We start from the raw sequence: 17,570 nt of genomic DNA, 5'->3' as shown, positions 1-17,570 counted from the left end.
TCCGCGAACAACCGAGCCCAAACGGTCACATCCGCCACGCCCGGCCCGGGCGTCACACCCGCCACACGAGGATGGCACCCCGCGCGAACGGGGTGCCATCGACCGTGATCCGCCTCGGGTTACCAGGCGTGCTTCCTGTAGTTGTCGCACCGGGACAAGCCCGTCACGATCGGTCCACCAGTGGACTGCCCGCGCGTGGGTGCCCGATGGGGTCACGGTGGTCGTCGGACTCTCGTGCGTCGACGTCAACTCCATGTGTACCGCGGTCCGGACGCGATGGGAACCCTTGACTTTTGGCTCACCAGGGACGTGTCCCCTGGCGCCCGGCGTGTCGCCCCCGATCGTGACCGTCCACCGGCCCCATGTCAGGACGGGTGCCTGAATCCGCTGCGACCGCAACGCTTCCGGGTCAGCTCAGGCGTCCGGCCCGGACCGCGTCGCAGACCTGCTCCCCCTGCTCGGCGCCGGCGACGAGGGCGGCGGCGCAGTGCTCCAGCCACAGCCCCACACCTTCCCGCGTGCCCGTCCCGTATGCCGCGAGCGCACCGAGGTAGGCCGGCCCGCCCTGGGCCGCGTGGCCGGCCTCCGTGACCGCGACGCCGGTCGGGTCGAGCCCGAGCGCCTGCACGACGGCGCGCTCCAGCGCCCGCGCGACGACGCCGTTCCCGCGCACGAACGGACGCATCGTCGCCACCTCGGCGTGCACGACGGCAGCCACCACGAGCGCCGGCACCTGCGCACCCTTCGCCCCCGCTGCCAGCAGGCCCACCACACCGTCCAGCCGGGCGCGCAGCGCAGCGGCCGACGGCGCGGGACCGAGGTCGACCAGCTCCTCGCAGTCCTCCCCGTGCAGGCGCGGGCGTCCGAGCTGGGCGTCCTCGACCAACCCCGAAGCCGCGGCCACGTGCAGCCGGGCCAGGGCCTGCAGCGGGGCCGTCGCCACCAGCGAGCGGACGTGCTCGCTCTCGGCCGTGGCCTGCACGACCCCCCGTGCGACCCGCTCGACCGGGTCCGGCTCGAGCGGCCAGGCAGCGGCGCCGCGCATGACGTCCCGCACGAGCTCGAGGGGGACGGTCGCACCCTCCAGCGCAGCACTCGCCTGCGCGCCGCGGACCCGGGACTCGGCGGACGCCTCGGGGATCCTGCGACGCAGGGCCTCGTGCCACCGCAGTCGTTCGCACGCCTCTCGGGCGGCGGAGATCCGCTCGGGCACCCCCGGGAGCTCGGCGAGGGCACGGAGCGGGGCGACGGCATCAGGCACGGCGCCAGCCTAGGGCGCCCGTCCTTGGAGGCCTGATCGCCCTAGAGTGCGCATGTGTCGGGCAGCTTCCACCTCCCCACCGCCATCGTGGTCGCCGGCGCGATGGTGCTCGTCTACGCGCTCGTCCGACTGGTCCGCCACGGCCGCAGCGGCTCGCGTGGCTTCGTGTCCGACGTCGACCACGCCACGCACGCGACCCTGCACACCGCGTCGTTGGCGGCGCGGCACCTGCAGGACGGCCTGACTCCCGAGGGGGTCGGTCGCGCCGCCAAGCACCTGCGCCAGCTCCTGGGCGCTCCGGCGATCGCCGTCACCGACGCGGCCTCGCTGCTCGCGTGGGACGGCGTCGCCGACCACCACGCGCCGCACGCGCTGGAGCACGCCACCGAGGTGCTGCGCAGCGGGCACACCATCGTCCTCGGCGCCGGGCAGGTGAGCTGCTCCGACCCCGACTGCCCGGTGCGGGGTGCGGTGATCGCCCCCGTCGTGAGCGCCGACCGGGTGGTGGCTGCCATCGCGGCATACGGACCGAACGCGTCGGCGGGGCTCGCCCGGGCGACCGAGGAGGTGGCCGGCTGGATGGCGACCCAGGCCGAGCTCGCCGAGCTCGGGCACCAGCGGACCCGCACCATGGAGGCTGAGCTGCGGGCCCTGCGGGCGCAGATCAGCCCGCACTTCATCTACAACTCCCTGGCCGCCATCGCGTCGTTCGTGCGGACCGACCCCGAGCGTGCCCGCGAGCTGCTGCTCGAGTTCGCCGACTTCACGCGGTACGCCCTGCGCCGGGGCGGGGCCTTCACGACCCTCGCCGAGGAGCTGCGCAACGTCGAGCGGTACCTCGTCCTCGAGCAGGCGCGGTTCGGGGACCGGCTCACCATCTCGTTGCTCATCGCGCCGGAGGTGCTCCCCGTGACCGTTCCCTACCTGGCGATCCAGCCGTTGGTGGAGAACGCCGTCCGGCACGGTCTGGCCACCAAGGAGGGCGGCGGCCACGTGCGGATCGTCGCCACGGACGAGGGGGCCGAGGCCGGCATCACCATCGAGGACGATGGTGTGGGTTCGGACCCGCAGGTCATCAGGGCGGTGCTCGACGGCCGGGCGGACGGCGACAACGTCGGGCTCGGCAACGTCGACGCCCGACTGCGCCAGGTGTATGGCGACGACTTCGGCCTCGTCGTCGAGACGGCCCCCGGGGCGGGGACCAAGGTGTCGTTCCGGGTGCCCAAGTACGCGCCGGGCGTGCACCCCACCACGTAGAGTCCCCCCATGGCTGGCGCCCCCTCCGGCGACCCGGAGCTGCTCAGCCCGCAGGACGCCAGTGCCGGCGCCGCGGGCACGTCGCCGCACGCCCTGCGGGCCCTGGTCGTCGACGACGAGGTCCCGGCGCTGGAGGAGCTCAGCTGGCTGTTGCGGCAGGACGACCGGATCGCCGAGGTGCGGACGGCCGGCAGTGGTGCGGAGGCGTTGCGGGCGCTCGAGACCGGCGACATCGACGTGGTGTTCTCGGACATCTCGATGCCCGGGCTCGACGGCATGGACCTCGCCCGCGTGATCGCCCGGTTCACCCAGCGCCCGCAGGTCGTGTTCGTCACCGCCCACGACCAGCACGCCGTGGACGCCTTCGCGGTCGACGCGGTGGACTACGTCATGAAGCCGGTGCGCCCCGACCGCCTCGCGGAGGCCGTGCGCCGGGTGGTCGCCTCGGTGGAGTCGACGGGCTCCGACCCCGCCCCGCCCCCGGTCGGCGACCAGGACGAGACCATCCCGGTGGAGCTGGCGGGTGTCACGAGGTTCATCACGCGCAGCCAGATCCGGTACGCGCAGGCGCAGGGCGACTACGCCCGCCTCCACACCCCGGCCGGGTCCCACCTCGTCCGGATCCCCCTCAGCACCCTCGAGGAACGTTGGGCCGCAGCGGGATTCGTGCGGATCCATCGCAGCACGCTCGTCTCCCTGCGGCACGTCAAGGAGGTGCGGATGGAGCACGGTCGGTGCAGCGTCGTGCTCGACGAGGTCGAGCTCCAGGTGAGCCGGCGCCACACGCGGGAGCTGCGTGACCGCCTCCTGCGCCCCAACCGCCCCGCCGAGTGACGTCGTGAGCGAACCGGCGGGACCTCCACCCCCGGCCCCGCCACGGGTCCGGGTGACCAGCACCCGCCGCGACGCCACCACGCGCCACGGCGCCCGGCCGCTCACCCGGGAGATCGACGAGCAGAGCAACCTCGGTGAGGTCTACATGTCGGGCCTCATGTCGGCCCAGTTGAGGCTCGCCGCGATGGTGCTGGCGTTCGGTGCGGTGGGCCTGGGCGGGCTGCCCCTGCTCTTCCTGCTCGTCCCCGCGACGCGCAGCCTGGAGATCGGTCGGGTCCCGTTGCCCTGGCTGATCCTCGCGGTGGTGGTCTACCCGGTGGCGCTCGTGGTCGCGCGCTACTACGTGCGCCAGAGCGAACGCATCGAGGCGGAGTTCTCCGCCGTCGTCGCCCGGCGGGAACCGTGAACACCGCCTACGGCCTGGCTGCCATCGGACTCATCTGCCTCGTGACGCTGGCGATCGGTGCGTTCGGCCTCAAGCTCTCCCGCACGACGAGCGACTTCTACGTCGCCGGCCGCACGGTCACCCCCTACCGCAACGCCAGCGCGATCGGTGGCGAGTACCTCTCTGCCGCAAGCTTTCTCGGGATCGCCGGGCTCGTCTACACCAACGGCCTCGACATGCTGTGGTTCCCGGTCGGCTACACCGTGGGCTACGTCGTGCTCCTCGTCCTCGTCGCCGCCCCGCTGCGACGGTCCGGCGCCTACACGCTGCCCGACTTCGCCGAGGCGCGGCTCGAGAGCACGACGATCCGCCGCCTCTGCTCGGTGCTCGTCGTGGGCATCGGATGGCTCTACCTGCTGCCACAGCTCCAGGGCGCGGGGCTGGCCCTGACGAGCGTGACCGGAGCGCCGAGCTGGGTGGGTGGGCTCGTCGTCGCCGTCGTCGTCGTGGCGAACGTCGCCGCCGGTGGCATGCGCTCGATCACCCTGGTGCAGGCCGTGCAGTACTGGATCAAGCTCACGGCGATCGCCGCACCGGCGTTCGTGCTGCTCGCGGTGTGGTTCCACGACGGCGCACCCGGTCCGGCGAGCGCCCGCGACTCCGGCTGGGTCGAACCGCTGGGTGGCCTCGCCGGACAGGGTCATCCCGTGTACGCGACCTACAGCCTTCTGCTCGCGCTGGCGCTGGGGACCATGGGCCTGCCGCACGTGCTCGTGCGCTTCTACACCAACCCCGACGGCCGGGCGGCCCGCCGGACCACCCTCACCGTCGTCGCCCTGCTCGGCGCGTTCTACCTCTTCCCCCCGCTGTACGGCGTGCTCGGCCGGGTCTACCTCCCGGAGCTCCCGGTGGGTGTCGCCGCCGACACGCTGGTCCTCCAGCTGCCCGGGGCGATGCTGCCCGACCACCTCGGCGAGGTCCTGTCGGCGGTCCTCGCCGGTGGGGCGTTCGCGGCGTTCCTGTCGACCGCGTCCGGCCTGACGATGTCGGTCGCCGGGGTCATCGACCAGGACCTCCTGCGCCGACGGCTGGGCCGGGTGACCGGCGGCGACTTCACGGTCGTCCAGGGCTTCCGGATCGCGACGGTCCTGGGCGTGGTCGTCCCGTATGCCGCGTCGCGGCTGATCGAGCCGGTGGGCCTCGCGACGATGGTCAGCCTGGCCTTCGCCGTCGCGGCCTCGACGTTCTGCCCGCTGCTGGTCCTCGGGTCCTGGTGGCGTGGCCTGAGCACCGTCGGAGCCGCCGCCGGGCTCGTGGTCGGCGGCGGTCTCGCCGCGAGCGCCGTGGCGGCGACCGTCCTGGCCGGACCCATCCCCGGGTGGCCCGGCGCCCTGCTCGGGCAGCCGGCGGCCTGGAGCATCCCGCTCGCGTTCGCCACCGCCGTCGTGGTGTCGCTGGCGACGCCGGGCCGGATCCCGCTGCACACCGCACGCACCATGGTCCGCCTGCACACCCCGGAGGACCTCGTCCTCGACCGCGACTGAACGCCGAGCCTGCCGCTGGTCGCAGCACACCGACCGCTCACCGCAGGGGTCGTGGCCACCCGGCGACCACAGACCCCGTACGGCGCGCCACCGCCCGGCACCCCTGCCGACCTGCTGTTGCCCACGTCACAGTGGCGCCAACCGCACACCGCGGCGCCCTGCGACCGGTTCCCGCCGGCCGCGCCACGCCAGCCACTGGAGGTGTCCCGTGAGCAACGACGCTCGCACGGATCACGACCCCTACGTCGACCTGCAAGGGTCGCCGGAGTTCGACGAGCTGCGGAGCCGCTTCCGCAAGTTCGTCTTCCCCATGACCGCGCTCTTCCTCGCGTGGTACTTCCTGTACGTCCTGCTCTCGACCTACGCCCCGGCGTTCATGAGCACCAAGGTGTTCGGCAACGTCAACATCGGCCTGATCCTCGGGCTCGGGCAGTTCGTGTCCACCTTCGTCATCACGATCATCTACGTGCGCTGGGCCGACCGGGAGTTCGACCCGCGCGCCGCCGCCCTCGCCAAGACCATCGGGGAGGACCACCGATGAGCGCCACGGTCGTGCACGCCGCCCCCGGCCTGGTCCCCATGGCCACCAACGTCGGCAGCCCCACCCTGAACATCACGATCTTCGGGATCTTCGTCCTCATCACCCTGGGCATCGTCATCCGGGCGTCGAAGAACAACCGCAGCGCGGCCGACTTCTACGCCGGTGGCCGCGCCTTCACCGGCCGCCAGAACGGCATCGCCATCGCGGGCGACTACCTGTCGGCCGCATCGTTCCTCGGCATCGCCGGGGCCATCGCCCTCAACGGGTACGACGGCTTCCTCTACTCCATCGGCTTCCTCGTCGCCTGGCTCGTCGCCCTGCTCCTGGTCGCCGAGCTGTTGCGCAACGCCGGCAAGTACACGATGGCCGATGTCCTGTCGTTCCGGCTCAAGCAGCGCCCGGTGCGCATGGCCGCGGCGATCTCCACGCTCGCGGTCTGCTTCTTCTACCTGCTCGCCCAGATGGCCGGTGCCGGCGGACTCGTCGCGCTCCTGCTCGGCATCGACGACAAGGCGGGCCAGTCGCTGGTGATCGCCGTCGTCGGCGTGCTGATGATCTCCTACGTCCTCATCGGTGGCATGAAGGGCACGACCTGGGTGCAGATCATCAAGGCCGTGCTGCTCATCATCGGCGCCGGTGTGATGTTCCTGTGGGTGCTCGGCAAGTTCGGGCTCAACCTCAGCAGCCTGCTCGGCGACGCCGTCCAGGCGTCCGGCGGCAAGAAGGTCCTCGACCCGGGCCTGCAGTACGGCAAGAGCGGCCTGACCAAGATCGACTTCATCTCGCTGTCGCTGGCCCTGGTGCTCGGCACGGCCGGCCTGCCGCACGTGCTGATGCGCTTCTACACGGTGCCCTCGTCCAAGGAGGCCCGGAAGTCGGTCGAGTGGGCCATCTGGCTCATCGGCATCTTCTACCTGTTCACCCTCGTGCTCGGGTACGGCGCCGCCGCCCTCGTCGGCCCGAAGGTCATCGCCGCCGCACCGGGCAAGGCCAACTCGGCCGCGCCGCTGCTCGCCTACGAGCTGGGCGGGGAGCTGCTGCTCGGCATCATCTCGGCGGTGGCGTTCGCCACGATCCTCGCGGTCGTCGCGGGACTGACCATCACCGCCAGCGCCAGCCTGTCGCACGACATCTACAACTCCGTCATCAAGGAGGGCACCGCCTCGGCGGAGGAGGAGGTCAGGGTCGCCCGCATCACCGCGGTCGTCATTGGCATCTTCGCCATCCTCGGCGGGATCCTGGCCAACGGCCAGAACATCGCGTTCCTCGTGGCCCTCGCGTTCGCCATCGCGGCGTCCGCGAACCTGCCCACGATCCTCTACTCGCTGTTCTGGAAGCGGTTCAACACCCGTGGCGCGCTGTGGTCGATCTACGGCGGCCTCATCACCGCGCTGACGCTGATCATCTTCAGCCCCGTGGTCTCTGGCAAGCCGGTCGACCCGGCGACGGGCAAGTCGCTGTCGATGTTGCAGGACACCGACTTCCACTGGTTCCCGCTCGACAACCCGGGCATCGTCTCGATCCCGCTGGCCTTCGTCCTGGGCTGGCTCGGCACCGTGACGAGCAAGGAGTTCAACGCCGCCAAGTACGCCGAGATGGAGGTCCGGTCCCTGACCGGCCACGGTGCCGAGAAGGCGACCACCCACTAGGGCGGCCCGACGACCGCGCGGAGCCACGCGCCATACCCGGTCTGCGCGAACCACGGTGCCGCGTCCCCGAGCAGGGGGCGCGGCACCGTGCTGCCGGGACCGACCGGACTTATGTGGACGACACGGTCAGTGGCCCGCGAGCGGTCAACCTGCACGCCGTGGCCCGCGTCGTTGGGGTGTCCGAAAGGGGGACACCATGAAGACCACCCGCACGAACCGCACGACCCGCCTGGCCATCCGGTCACTCGTCGTCGCCGCCGCCCTCGGGGCCATCCCCGTCACTGCCGCGCTCGCCTCGCCGACGAGCGCGACCACCGCCACCACCGCCGCGCCGTACTGCGGCATCACGTGGGGCTCGCTCGCGAAGACCAACAGCACCATGGCCATCGGCCCGGTCACCGGGGTCCGGTCGGGCCGACACTCGTGCTACGACCGGCTCGTCGTCGACCTCAAGGGGAGGCCGTCGGGCTACACGGTGAAGTACGTCAGCAACGTGTTCACCGAGGGCCAGGGGAAGCTCGTGCCGCTGCGCGGCGGGGCCAAGCTGGTCGTCGTCGTCAACGCCCCGGCGTACAACCCGAACGGCACGACGTCCTACGCGCCGAAGAACCCCAAGGAGGTCGTCGACGTCACCGGGTACACGACGTTCCGACAGGTCGCCTGGGCCGGCACCTTCGAGGGGTACACCTCGATGGGCCTCGGTGTGCGGGCACGGCTGCCGTTCCGCGCCTTCACCGTCAACGACGGCACCACCAGCCGCCTCGTCATCGACGTCGCCCACCGCTGGTAGGCGACTGCGCGGCACACCTCCCGTGCGACCGGTCAGGTCGGCGGGAGTGTGCCGCCCGCGGGAGGTATGGCGCCCGCGCGCCGGTCGGTCAGGCCCTGGCCTTGTCGGGCGCCGTGGCCGACCGGCGCGCCAGGGCCGCGCGACCGGCGCGCACCAGCACGACCAGGACGGCCAGGACCGCCGCGAGGACGTACCACTTGGTCGACGAGGTGAGCAGGGCCTGCGAGTGGTGCCACCACTGGGTCCGCACGAAGAGCCACGCGGTGTCGGCGACGGTGCGCGCCTCCTCCTTGACGGGGACGCCCCCGGTGCCGGGACGCACCGTCTCCCAGCCGTACGACAGCGCCTTGGCGAGCAGGGCGAACACCAGCCAGGTCACCACCAGCCGCAGCAGGCTGAGCACCGTCGGCGCGACCCGCTGCCAGGTCGCCACCGCGAACGGAAGCGCGAGCGCCAGGGCCAGCGCCAGGCCGCGGGGCCAGGTCGTCGGCGACAGGCCGGCAACCACCGCCAGCACCGTCGCGGCGGCGAGCGCTCCCTTCGCCCCGCGCGCACCGAGCAGGATGCCGAGCAGCGCACCGCCGCCCAGCAGCGCGACGAGGACGAGGCGTTCGTGGGGATAGGTGTCCGTGTGCGGTCCGTCCAGGGCCCAGCCGAGGGCGCTGAACACCAGCACGATGGCGAACCGCGGCCAGGGCGAACGCACCACGAGCGACACCGACGCCGCGGCGGCCGTTGCGCCGAGGAAGAGCACGTCGCCCTTGAACACGTCGAGTGGCAGGTGCAGCCACGTCTCGAGTCCGAGGAAGCCGACCGGCCACCAGAGCAGCGCGCCGAGGACGAACGACAGGGGCGCCCAGAGGTGGCGGAGCCGTGCTGCGCCACGACGGGATCCGCGGCCGGGCTCGTCGGGGGAGGACGGCGCCGACGCCTGGGTCGTGGTGGTCACGGCGACGAGGCTAGCCGCTCGGCTGGCCCAGTGGGCCGCCGGACGACCACGCCGACCGTTCCCCTTGCAGTGGCAGGGGTCGGGCGGGTTGGCTGGGGGTAGCAAGCCAACGCCGTCTTCAGCCCTTCCAGGAGGAACCCGTGTCCGAGACCGGCACCACGAGCACCACCACGAGCCAGTCGCCGGAGCGGGACCTGTCCCCCTCCCCCGAGTTCGCGGCCCAGGCCAACGGCACCAAGGAGCTCTTCGACCAGGCCGAGTCCGACCACGAGGGCTTCTGGGCCGCCCAGGCCCGCCAGCGCATCAGCTGGGCCAAGGACTTCGACCAGACCCTGGACTGGAGCGGTGCACCCTTCGCCCAGTGGTTCGTCGGCGGTGAGCTCAACGTCGCCCACAACTGCGTCGACCGCCACGTGGAGGCGGGCAACGGTGACCGCGTCGCCATCCACTTCGAGGGCGAGGGTGGCGACACCCGCACCATCACGTACGCCGACCTGCAGAAGGACGTCGCGAAGGCCGCGAACGCACTCGAGTCCCTCGGGGTGGCCAAGGGCGACCGCGTCGCGATCTACCTGCCGATGATCCCCGAGGCCGTCGTCGCGATGCTGGCCTGCGCCCGCATCGGCGCGCCGCACTCGGTGGTGTTCGGCGGGTTCTCGGCCGACGCCCTGCGCACCCGCATCGCTGACGCCGAGGCCAAGGTCGTCATCACCGCCGACGGCCAGTTCCGCCGGGGGAAGCCGGCAGCGCTGAAGCCTGCCGTCGACGCCGCCGTCACGGGTGACAGCACCGTGGAGAAGGTCCTCGTCGTCAAGCGCACCGAGGGCGAGGTCGAGTGGGACGACCAGCGCGACGTCTGGTGGCACGACGTCGTCGACAGTGCGAGCGACGAGCACGAGGCCGTCGCCCACGACAGCGAGCACCCGCTCTTCATCCTCTACACGTCCGGCACCACCGGGAAGCCCAAGGGCATCTTCCACACCACGGGCGGCTACCTCACGCAGGCGGCCTACACGAACTCCGTCGTCCACGACGTGCACCCCGAGACCGACGTCTACTGGTGCACCGCCGACATCGGCTGGGTCACCGGCCACAGCTACATCGTCTACGGCCCGCTCGCGAACGGCGCGACGCAGGTCATCTACGAGGGCACCCCGGACACGCCGCACCAGGGCCGGTGGTGGGAGATCGTCGAGAAGTACAAGGTCTCGATCCTCTACACCGCGCCGACGGCGATCCGGACGTTCATGAAGTGGGGCGACGACATCCCGGCGAAGTTCGACCTGTCGTCGCTGCGCGTGCTCGGGTCGGTCGGCGAGCCGATCAACCCCGAGGCGTGGCTCTGGTACCGCAAGCACATCGGCAGCGACAAGGCCCCGATCGTCGACACGTGGTGGCAGACCGAGACCGGCGGCATCATGATCAGCCCGCTGCCGGGCGTCACCACGCTCGAGCCCGGCTCGGCGCAGCGCCCGATCCCCGGCATCAGCGCCGAGATCCTCGACGACGAGGGCCAGCCGCTGCACGACCCCGAGGCCGTCGGCTACCTCGTGCTCACCAAGCCGTGGCCCGGCATGCTCCGCGGCATCTGGGGCGACCCCGAGCGCTACAAGGAGACGTACTGGTCGCGGTTCGGCGAGAAGTACTACTTCGCCGGCGACGGGGCCAAGTACGACGAGAAGGGGAACATCTGGCTCCTGGGCCGCGTCGACGACGTCATGAACGTGTCCGGCCACCGCCTCTCCACCGCCGAGATCGAGTCGGCCCTCGTGTCGCACCCGTCGGTCGCCGAGGCCGCGGTCGTCGGTGCGACGGACGAGACCACGGGCCAGGCGGTGTGCGCGTTCGTCATCCTGCGCGGTGGGTTCGTCGACAACGGTGACGAGACCGTCCAGGAGCTGCGCAACCACGTGGCCAAGGAGATCGGTCCGATCGCCAAACCCCGCCAGATCATGGTGGTCGCCGAGCTCCCCAAGACCCGCTCGGGCAAGATCATGCGCCGCCTGCTGCGCGACGTCGCCGAGAACCGCGAGGTCGGCGATGTCACGACCCTGGCCGACTCGTCGGTCATGAACCTCATCAAGCAGGGCATGTCGGGTTCGTCGGAGGACTGACCTCCACCACACCACCCCGCGCGGGTATGCCGCGGACGCACCTCGCGTCCGCGGCACGCCTGTGTCCGTGGCGGGGTTTGGACGCCGCGGAAGCGGGTAGGTGACCGGGGAACGCCATCACCGACAGAAGGAGCACAGTCATGTCAGCTGACGAGAAGGTCGCCAAGGACCTCGTGGAGACCCTCAAGGACGGCCGCAACGGCTTCACGTCCGCCGCCGAGAAGCTGCGTGACAGCGACAGCCCGGAGGCCGCCTCGACGCTCGAGCGCCTGGCCGAGCAGCGCGCCGCCTTCGCGCGCGACATCGTGTCCATGGGCCACGACTACGGTGACGACGTCGACGAGAGCGGCTCGGTGGCCGCCACGCTGCACCGCGGCTGGCTGTCCCTCAAGGACGCCCTGACCGGCGACGACGCCTCCGGTGTCCTCGGCGCGGCCGTCACCGGTGAGGACCACGCGGTGTCGGAGTACGAGAAGGCGCTGGCGGAGGACGACCTCAGCGACGGGTTCCGCACCGTCGTCCAGCAGCAGCACGCCGCGATCGTGGCGGCGCGCGACGAGGTCAAGGCGCTCCAGCAGACCGCCTGACCCTGTCCGACGAGTCCTCGAGCGCCTGACCCCGCCCCGGCGTGGTCAGGCGCTCAGGGCCTCCGGGAACGTGGGCGCGCCCGGCATGGGAGTCCACTGGCCGCGGGAGACCAGGACCTCGCGCAGCAGGTCGGGCCGGTCGCTGATGATGCCGTCCACCCCGGCGTCGAGGACCCGGCGCATCGCGACCGGGTCGTCGATGGTCCAGACGACCACCCGCACACCGATGCGGTGCGCACCCTCGACCAGTCGCTCGACGAACACCGGCACGCGGCCCAGGCGCAGCGGCACGTGGGCGAACTCCGCGGTCGCCAGGCGCCGCGATGGCCGCACCCCCGTCCGCGACGACGTGACCAGGGCGGCGAGCGAACGCCAGCCGAGGGCGCTGCGCACCCCGGGTGCCTCGGCCCGCACGGTCGCGAGCCAGCTGTCCCACGCGCCCGCCACACAGACGCGCTCCCGGAAGTCCTTGTGCTGCAAGACCTTCACGAGGGGACCAATGGCACCGCGGTCCTTGAGGTCGACGGTGAAGCGGGCGTCGGGGAACGCCTCCAAGGCCTCGGTCAGGGTGGGGATCGGCTCAGTGCCCTCCACCCGTATGCCGCGCAACCCTGCGAGGGTGTGCCGGGCGACAGGGCCGCGGCCGTCCGTGATGCGGTCGAGGGTGTTGTCGTGGAAGCAGACGAGGTGGTCGTCGGACGTGAGCTTGACGTCGGTCTCGAGGTAGCGGAAGCCGAGGGCGGCAGCCCGACCGAACGCGGCCAGGGTGTTCTCGGGCGCGAGGCCGGCGCCTCCGCGGTGGGCGAGGGCGATGGGTCCGAACTCGGAGCCGTAGGCCATGGCACCAGCGTGCCGAAGGAAACGGCCACCACGGACCGGAAACGGCCGCTGGGACCACTGTTCACCCCATCAGGGACAACCGTTCGCCCGATGCTGCCGTGCGGACACCCGGTGACCCCTACCGGGCGCCGCGCATCTCCCGCGAGATGGCCTCGGCGGCACGGTGCAGCGGACCCGTCGCCCGCGCGACGAACTCGTCGGTCACCCGCGTCACGGGTCCGGAGACCGACAGGGCCAGGAGCTGCGGCGCGTCGGGAACGGCCACCGCGACGCAGCGGACGCCGACCTCCTGCTCCCCCTCGTCGAGGGCGTGACCTCGACGGCGGGTGCGTTCGAGCTCGGCGAGGAACTCCTCCGGGGTGGTGATCGTGTGCTCGGTGCGGGCCGGCATCCCGGTGCGCTCCAAGAGGGCGCGTACGTCGGCCGGGTCGAGGTCGGCCATGATCGCCTTGCCGACCCCGGTGGAGTGCGGCAGGACCCGACGGCCCACCTCGGTGAACATGCGCATCGAGTTGCGGGAGGCCATCACCTGGCCGACGTAGACCACCTGGTCGCCGTCGAGCATCGCGAGGTTGACCGACTCCCCGAGCTCGTGGGCGAGCCGCTCCATGTGGGGGCGGGCCCAGCGGCCGAGCATGCGCGAGGTGGTCTCGCCGAGGCGGATCAGGCGCGGTCCGAGCGAGTACTGGCGGGAGGCCTCCTGGCGCACGTAGCCGAGGTCGACCAGCGTGCGCACGAGGCGGTGGATCGTCGGCAGCGGCAGGTCGGCGTCGTTCGCGAGCTGGGAGAGGCTGATCACCCCACCGGCGTCGGCCATCGTCTCGAGGATGGCGAAGGCCCGCTCGAGGGACTGCACCCCACCGGTCTTGGGCGCCGCCGTGACCGGCTCGATCGCGGTCTCGTCGGTGCTCATATATCTCTCCCCACGAGGCGAATGAGAAGAAGATTTCGTATCATGGAAGTATCGTAGTGCACCGACCCCGACAGTGAGGATGAGCCACCGATGTCCGCCATCACCGTGACCGGAGGCCCGGTCGAGCGCAGCGACGAGGTCCTGACCCCCGAGGCCCTCGACTTCCTCGCCGAGCTGCAGACCCGCTTCGGCGGCACCCGCGACGAGCTCCTCGCCGCCCGCAGGGCTCGCCGCGAGCAGGTCTCGAAGACCGGCCGGCTCGACTTCCTCGACGAGACCCGGGAGGTGCGCGAGGGCGACTGGACCGTGGCGCTGGCGCCGGCCGACTTCCGCGACCGCCGTGTCGAGATCACCGGTCCGACCGAGCGCAAGATGGCGATCAACGCCCTCAACTCCGGCGCCAAGGTGTGGCTGGCCGACCTCGAGGACGCGAACACCCCGCACTGGGCCAACGTCATCGGCGGCCAGGTCAACCTGCGAGACGCGGTCCGCGGCACGATCGCGTTCACCTCGCCGCAGGGCAAGGACTACTCGCTCGAGGACCCGAGCTCCACGCCGGTGATCGTGCCGCGTCCCCGCGGCTGGCACCTCGACGAGGAGCACCTGCAGCTGGACGGCAGGCCGCTGGTCGGAGCGCTCGTCGACTTCGGCCTGTACTTCTTCCACAATGCCAAGGAGCTCCTCGAGCGCGGCAGCGGCCCGTACTTCTACCTGCCGAAGATGGAGTCTCACCGCGAGGCCCGCCTCTGGAACGACGTCTTCACCTTCGCCCAGGAGCACGTCGGCGTCCCTCACGGCTCGATCCGGGCGACCGTCCTCATCGAGACCATCCCGGCCGCGTTCGAGATGGACGAGATCCTCTACGAGCTGCGCGACCACGCCGCCGGACTCAACGCGGGTCGCTGGGACTACCTGTTCTCCATCATCAAGTACTTCCGCGACTCCGGTCCCGAGTTCACGCTCCCCGACCGCAACGCCGTGACGATGACCGCGCCGATGATGAAGGCCTACAGCGAGCTGCTCGTGAAGACCTGCCACCGGCGCGGTGCATTCGCGATCGGCGGCATGGCTGCGTTCATCCCGAGCAAGGACCCCGAGGTCAACGACCAGGCGTTCGCCAAGGTCCGCGCCGACAAGGAGCGCGAGGCCGGCGCCGGGTTCGACGGCTCGTGGGTCGCACACCCGGGCATGGTCGACCTCTGCAAGGAGGTCTTCACCGAGGTCCTCGGCGACCGGCCCAACCAGCTCGGCAAGCAGCGCGACGACGTCTCGGTCTCCGCCGACGACCTGCTCGCAGCGGGCAAGACCCCCGGCGACCGCACCGAGGAGGGCCTGCGCGGCAACATCACCGTGGGCATCGCCTACCTCCAGTCGTGGCTGCGGGGCAACGGCGCGGTCGGCATCCACAACCTCATGGAGGACGCCGCCACCGCCGAGATCTCGCGTTCGCAGATCTGGCAGTGGATCCACAACGAGGTCACCCTCACCTCCGGGGAGAAGGTCACCCGCGAGCTCGTCGACCGCCTGGTCGAGGAGGAGTATGCAGCGCTGGAGGAGTCCGTCGGCACGGACGCCTTCGCCGACGGCGAGTGGGAGGCCGCTCGCCGGCTGTTCGTCGAGTGCGCGCTCGACCCCGACTTCCCCGACTTCCTCACCCTCCCCGCCTACACCGAGGTGCTCCGGCTCGAGAAGGCCTGACCTCCACCGCTTCGCCCACGACGCCCGCCCCGGTCGGACCCGGGGCGGGCGTCGCCGTCAGCGGGTCGCGGGACGGCGGAACCGCCCGGCGGCGATCTGGTCGCCACCGACCCAGACGCCCTCGATGTCGCTCGTCGTGCCCAGCGCGAACACCTTGGCCAGGGCGTCCAGGGTCGAGTTCGCGTTGCCGAGCCCGACGTCGAGCGGGCTGCCCGCCTGCGGCAGCACCCACACCGCGTCGAACTGCTTGCCCACCGACAGGTCACCGACCTCGTCGGCCAGGCCGAGCGCGTCGGCACCGGCCGACGTCGCCAGCCACAGCAGGTGGGCCGACGTGAGCGCCACGCCGTCGGCGCCGAGCAGCTGCTGCATGAAGTAGGCCTGCAGCCCCTCCTTCAGCAGCGAGAAGCCTGTTCCTGCACCGACGTCCGACCCCAACGCCACCCGGACCCCGTGGTCGAGGTGCCGCTGCAGCGGGAACAACCCGCTGCCCAGCGCGGAGTTGCTCGTCGGGCAGTGCGACACGGAGGCGTCCTGGCTGGCGAGCAGGGCCAGCTCCTCGTCGACCGGGTGCACGTTGTGGGCCAGCACCGAGTTGCGGTCGACCAGGCCGTGGTTGGCGTAGGTGTGGACGTAGTTCGTCCCACCGAAGAGCCGCCTCACCTCGGCGACCTCGAAGAGGTTCTCGTTGACGTGGGAGGTGAACCACGAGCCCTGCACCTCCTTGAACGTCGCCGCGCACGACTCGAGCATCGCGTCGCTGGCGGAGAACGAGAAGCGGGGCGTCACGGCATACCGGAGGCGACCGTGGCCGTGCCAGCGCTCGGCGAGCCCGCGCGCCTCGTCGTAGGCCCGGTCGGGGGTGGACAGCAGCTCGGGCCGCAGGCTGCGGTCCGAGACGACGAGCCCGGTGGTGACCCGCAACCCGGCCACGTCGGCGGCGGCGAACATCGAGTCGACGGCGGTGGCGAAGTGGGAGCCGAACACGAGCGCCGTCGTGGTGCCGGCATCGACCAGACCGGTGACGAAGTCGCGCGCGACACCCTTGGCGTAGGCGACGTCGGCGAGGCGTGCCTCCTCGGGGAGGGCGCACTGGTCGAGCCAGTCGAGCAGCGGCATGCCCAGACCGCCGATGACCCGCACCTGCGGGTAGTGCACGTGGGTGTCGACCAGGCCCGGCAGGAGCATGCCCCCGGGCAGCTCGATGACCACCTCGTCCGGGTGCTCGACGCGCACCTCGGCGAAGGAACCGCGCGCGACGATGAGCCCCGACTCGTCGACGACGAGGCCGCCGTCCTCCTCTGCACGCAGGGCGCCACCGGCGAAGGGGTCGGACGGGGTGTCGACGATGCGGGCGCGGTAGAGGGTCACGTCGTGACCTGCTGGCGGTCGTCGACACGGGCCGAGGACCGTTCGGCCTCGAACACCCGCACGAGGTCGGCAGCGACGCTCACGGCGATGGTCGCGGGATCCTTGCCGGTGAGCTCGGGCAGGCCGATCGGCGTGGTGATACGACTGAGGGTTTCGGCCGAATGTCCCTCCGCCGCAAGGCGCTTGCGGAAGCGGGACCACTTCGCCGACGAGCCGATGAGCCCGATCGACGCGAGGTGGCTGCAGCGCAGCGCGGAGTCGCACAGGGCCGCGTCCTCGGCGTGGTCGTGCGTCATGACGAGGACGTGCGTGCCGTGCGGCACCTGGCCGAGCACCAGCTCGGGCACCGGTGCGTGGTGGGCGTGCACCCGCGCGACGGCGTCGTCGAGCGGCGCCAGCCTCCGTGGTGAGACGTGGTCGGCGCGCGAGTCGACGAGGTGCAGCTCGAGGTCGTGCCGCGCGAGGATGCGGGCCAGCTCGAGGCCGACGTGGCCCATCCCGAAGATCGCCACCGAGGGGGCCACGGCCAGCGGCTCGAGCAGGATGACGACCTCCCCGCCGCAGCACTGCTGACCGTGCTCGGCACGCGCCTTGTCGTTGAGCGACAACGACAGCTGCTCGGGGACGAGCACGCCCTCGGCGACCATGGTCCGTGCCCGGGCCACGGCAGTGGCCTCGAGGTTGCCCCCGCCGATGCTGTCCCAGGCGTCGTCGACGGACACGACCATCTTGGCTCCCGCCTCCCGCGGCGAGTGGCCGCGGACGGAGACGAGGGTGACCAGGACGCCGGCGCGACGCTCGCGCCGGAGCCGTTCGACCGCCGCCAGCCAGTGCATC

At 71.6% G+C, this 17,570-nt stretch carries 16 protein-coding genes; 10 read left to right on the top strand and 6 right to left on the bottom strand.

Annotated elements, in window-relative coordinates; genetic code table 11:
- Positions 1–409: 409 nt before the first annotated feature.
- Positions 410–1,261: a Fic family protein gene (locus tag ASC58_RS18620; RefSeq protein WP_056920326.1), complete on the bottom strand. Its 852-nt coding sequence runs from the start codon at positions 1,259–1,261 to the stop codon at positions 410–412.
- A 54-nt stretch (positions 1,262–1,315) separates the two neighbouring features.
- On the opposite strand from ASC58_RS18620, the gene ASC58_RS18615 reads away from it, so the two are divergent.
- The 7 genes from ASC58_RS18615 to ASC58_RS18585 all read left to right on the top strand — a co-directional run bounded on the left by ASC58_RS18615 (position 1,316) and on the right by ASC58_RS18585 (position 8,261).
- Entirely contained in the window at positions 1,316–2,518 is a 1,203-nt protein-coding gene (locus ASC58_RS18615; protein ID WP_235529315.1) for a sensor histidine kinase, read from the top strand.
- A gap of 9 nt (positions 2,519–2,527) precedes the next feature.
- The gene (locus tag ASC58_RS18610) at positions 2,528–3,352 is read left to right on the top strand and encodes a LytTR family DNA-binding domain-containing protein (RefSeq protein WP_082553449.1); all 825 of its coding nucleotides are present in this window, start codon (positions 2,528–2,530) and stop codon (positions 3,350–3,352) included.
- Between the two features lie 52 nt (positions 3,353–3,404).
- On the top strand, positions 3,405–3,758 hold the full coding sequence (locus ASC58_RS18605) for a hypothetical protein (RefSeq protein ID WP_235529314.1): 354 nt from the start codon (positions 3,405–3,407) through the stop codon (positions 3,756–3,758).
- Positions 3,755–5,281 carry a cation acetate symporter gene (locus ASC58_RS18600; protein ID WP_056920325.1) on the top strand — a complete coding sequence of 509 codons (1,527 nt, stop codon included), beginning with the start codon at positions 3,755–3,757 and terminating at the stop codon, positions 5,279–5,281. Before ASC58_RS18605 ends, ASC58_RS18600 begins: the two co-directional genes overlap by 4 nt.
- Before the next feature lie 208 nt (positions 5,282–5,489).
- Complete coding sequence (locus ASC58_RS18595) at positions 5,490–5,822, top strand: DUF485 domain-containing protein (RefSeq protein ID WP_056915734.1); 333 nt, start codon at positions 5,490–5,492, stop codon at positions 5,820–5,822.
- On the top strand, positions 5,819–7,471 hold the full coding sequence (locus tag ASC58_RS18590) for a cation acetate symporter (protein ID WP_056920324.1): 1,653 nt from the start codon (positions 5,819–5,821) through the stop codon (positions 7,469–7,471). The genes ASC58_RS18595 and ASC58_RS18590 overlap by 4 nt, the downstream gene beginning before the upstream one ends.
- Positions 7,472–7,667: 196 nt before the next feature.
- Positions 7,668–8,261 (top strand): hypothetical protein, encoded by a 594-nt coding sequence (locus ASC58_RS18585; protein ID WP_235529313.1) that lies wholly within the window; start codon positions 7,668–7,670, stop codon positions 8,259–8,261.
- Positions 8,262–8,349: 88 nt separating this feature from the next.
- On the opposite strand, the gene ASC58_RS18580 is transcribed toward ASC58_RS18585, so the two are convergent.
- The gene (locus ASC58_RS18580) at positions 8,350–9,210 is read right to left on the bottom strand and encodes a hypothetical protein (RefSeq protein ID WP_056920323.1); all 861 of its coding nucleotides are present in this window, start codon (positions 9,208–9,210) and stop codon (positions 8,350–8,352) included.
- A 140-nt stretch (positions 9,211–9,350) separates the two neighbouring features.
- Here ASC58_RS18580 and acs point away from each other — a divergent pair, with 140 nt between their 5' ends.
- Both acs and ASC58_RS18570 read left to right on the top strand, forming a co-directional pair.
- On the top strand, positions 9,351–11,324 hold the full coding sequence (acs, locus tag ASC58_RS18575) for an acetate--CoA ligase (protein ID WP_056915737.1): 1,974 nt from the start codon (positions 9,351–9,353) through the stop codon (positions 11,322–11,324).
- Between the two features lie 140 nt (positions 11,325–11,464).
- A complete protein-coding gene (locus ASC58_RS18570) occupies positions 11,465–11,911 on the top strand; it encodes a PA2169 family four-helix-bundle protein (protein ID WP_056920322.1) in 447 nt (148 codons plus the stop codon).
- Between the two features lie 45 nt (positions 11,912–11,956).
- Here ASC58_RS18570 and ASC58_RS18565 read toward each other — a convergent pair whose 3' ends face one another.
- Positions 11,957–12,751 carry a glycerophosphodiester phosphodiesterase gene (locus tag ASC58_RS18565; RefSeq protein ID WP_056920321.1) on the bottom strand — a complete coding sequence of 265 codons (795 nt, stop codon included), beginning with the start codon at positions 12,749–12,751 and terminating at the stop codon, positions 11,957–11,959.
- 118 nt (positions 12,752–12,869) lie between these two features.
- Complete coding sequence (locus ASC58_RS18560) at positions 12,870–13,664, bottom strand: IclR family transcriptional regulator (RefSeq protein WP_056915740.1); 795 nt, start codon at positions 13,662–13,664, stop codon at positions 12,870–12,872.
- A gap of 90 nt (positions 13,665–13,754) precedes the next feature.
- Between ASC58_RS18560 and aceB the strand changes: the two genes are divergently transcribed.
- Positions 13,755–15,362, top strand: a complete 1,608-nt coding sequence (gene aceB / locus ASC58_RS18555; protein ID WP_056920320.1) for a malate synthase A — start codon at positions 13,755–13,757, stop codon at positions 15,360–15,362.
- A 57-nt stretch (positions 15,363–15,419) separates the two neighbouring features.
- Here aceB and ASC58_RS18550 read toward each other — a convergent pair whose 3' ends face one another.
- Positions 15,420–16,733 (bottom strand): guanine deaminase, encoded by a 1,314-nt coding sequence (locus ASC58_RS18550; protein WP_056920319.1) that lies wholly within the window; start codon positions 16,731–16,733, stop codon positions 15,420–15,422.
- The gene (gene xdhC, locus ASC58_RS18545; RefSeq protein ID WP_056915743.1) at positions 16,730–17,569 is read right to left on the bottom strand and encodes a xanthine dehydrogenase accessory protein XdhC; all 840 of its coding nucleotides are present in this window, start codon (positions 17,567–17,569) and stop codon (positions 16,730–16,732) included. The genes ASC58_RS18550 and xdhC overlap by 4 nt, the downstream gene beginning before the upstream one ends.
- Position 17,570: the final 1 nt, after the last annotated feature.

Source organism: Phycicoccus sp. Root101 (genome assembly GCF_001426245.1).
Lineage (GTDB): Bacteria > Actinomycetota > Actinomycetes > Actinomycetales > Dermatophilaceae > Pedococcus.
The sequence above is the reverse complement of the archived record's forward strand: the minus strand, read 5'-3'. Positions and strand labels throughout refer to the sequence as shown.